Below are 1,363 nucleotides of genomic sequence, written 5' to 3'. Positions count from 1 at the left end.
ATCTTCAGGCGGCGGTTCTTCTTCGCTTCACGCCGCACGCCGGGCGTCGCCACTTCGAGCGCGCCGGACAGATATTTGCCGGTGATCGAATTGGGATTGGCCATAACCTGCTGCGGGGTGCCCTGGGCGATGATTTCGCCGCCATGGATGCCGGCGGCCGGACCCATGTCGACGACATAGTCGGCATGCAGGATGGCGTCCTCGTCATGCTCGACGACGATCACCGTGTTGCCGATGTCGCGCAGGTGCTTCAGCGTATCGAGCAGGCGAGCATTGTCGCGCTGATGCAGGCCGATCGACGGCTCGTCCAGCACATAGAGCACGCCCGTGAGACCGGAGCCGATCTGCGATGCCAGCCGGATGCGCTGGCTCTCGCCGCCTGACAGCGTGCCGGAATTGCGCGACAGCGTCAGGTAGTCGAGCCCGACATCGTTGAGGAAGCGCAGCCGCTCGCGGATCTCCTTGAGCACCCGCACCGCGATCTCGTTCTGCTTGTCGTTGAGGTGCGCCGGCAGGTCGGTGAACCATTTGTCGGCGTTGCGGATCGACTGCTCGGTGACTTCGCCAATGTGCTTGCCGGCGATCTTCACCGCCAGCGACTCGGGCTTCAGCCGATACCCCTTGCAGGCCGGGCAGGGCGTGGCCGACATGAAGCGCTCGATCTCTTCACGCATCCAGGCGGATTCGGTCTCTTTCCAGCGCCGCTCGAGATTGGGGATGACGCCTTCGAAAGTCTTCGTCGTCTTGTAGGAACGCAGGCCGTCATCATACTGGAAGGTGATTTCGCGCTCGCCGGTGCCGCGCAGAATGGCTTCCTTGGCCTCTTCGGACAAATCCTTGAACTTGTCGCCAAGCTTGAAGCCATAGGCCTTGCCCAGCGCCTCAAGCGTCTGCGCGTAATAAGGTGAGGTCGACTTCGCCCACGGACTGACGGCGCCGTCGCACAGCGAGACGTTTTCGTCCGGCACGATCAGATTGCCATCAATGGCGCGCTGGCTGCCGAGACCGTCGCAGGTCGGGCAGGCGCCGAACGGGTTGTTGAACGAGAACAGCCGCGGTTCGATTTCCGGAATGGTGAAGCCGGAAACCGGGCAAGCGAACTTTTCCGAGAACAGGATGCGCTCATGCGTCTCGTTCTTCGACTTGTTGACCGAATCCTCGCCGGTCTGGCTGGAATCGAGCGGCTTGTCTGCGAATTCGGCGACCGCCAGCCCATCGGCTAGCTTCAGCGCCGTCTCGATGGAATCGGCAAGCCGCGTCGCCAGATCGCCGCGCACGACGATGCGGTCGACGACGACGTCGAGGTCATGCTTGTACTTCTTGTCCAGCGCCGGCACGTCGGCGATCTCATAGAAGACGCCGT

Annotated in this window: 1 pseudogene; it reads right to left on the bottom strand. The window is 62.6% G+C overall.

Annotated features, from left to right (window positions below):
• Window positions 1-1,363: pseudogene (locus EOD15_RS34355) on the bottom strand (excinuclease ABC subunit A); the annotation flags it as partial.

It is taken from the genome of Mesorhizobium sp. M7A.T.Ca.US.000.02.2.1, assembly GCF_003996995.1.
GTDB lineage: Bacteria > Pseudomonadota > Alphaproteobacteria > Rhizobiales > Rhizobiaceae > Mesorhizobium.
This window is presented reverse-complemented; position numbering and strand designations above follow the sequence as displayed.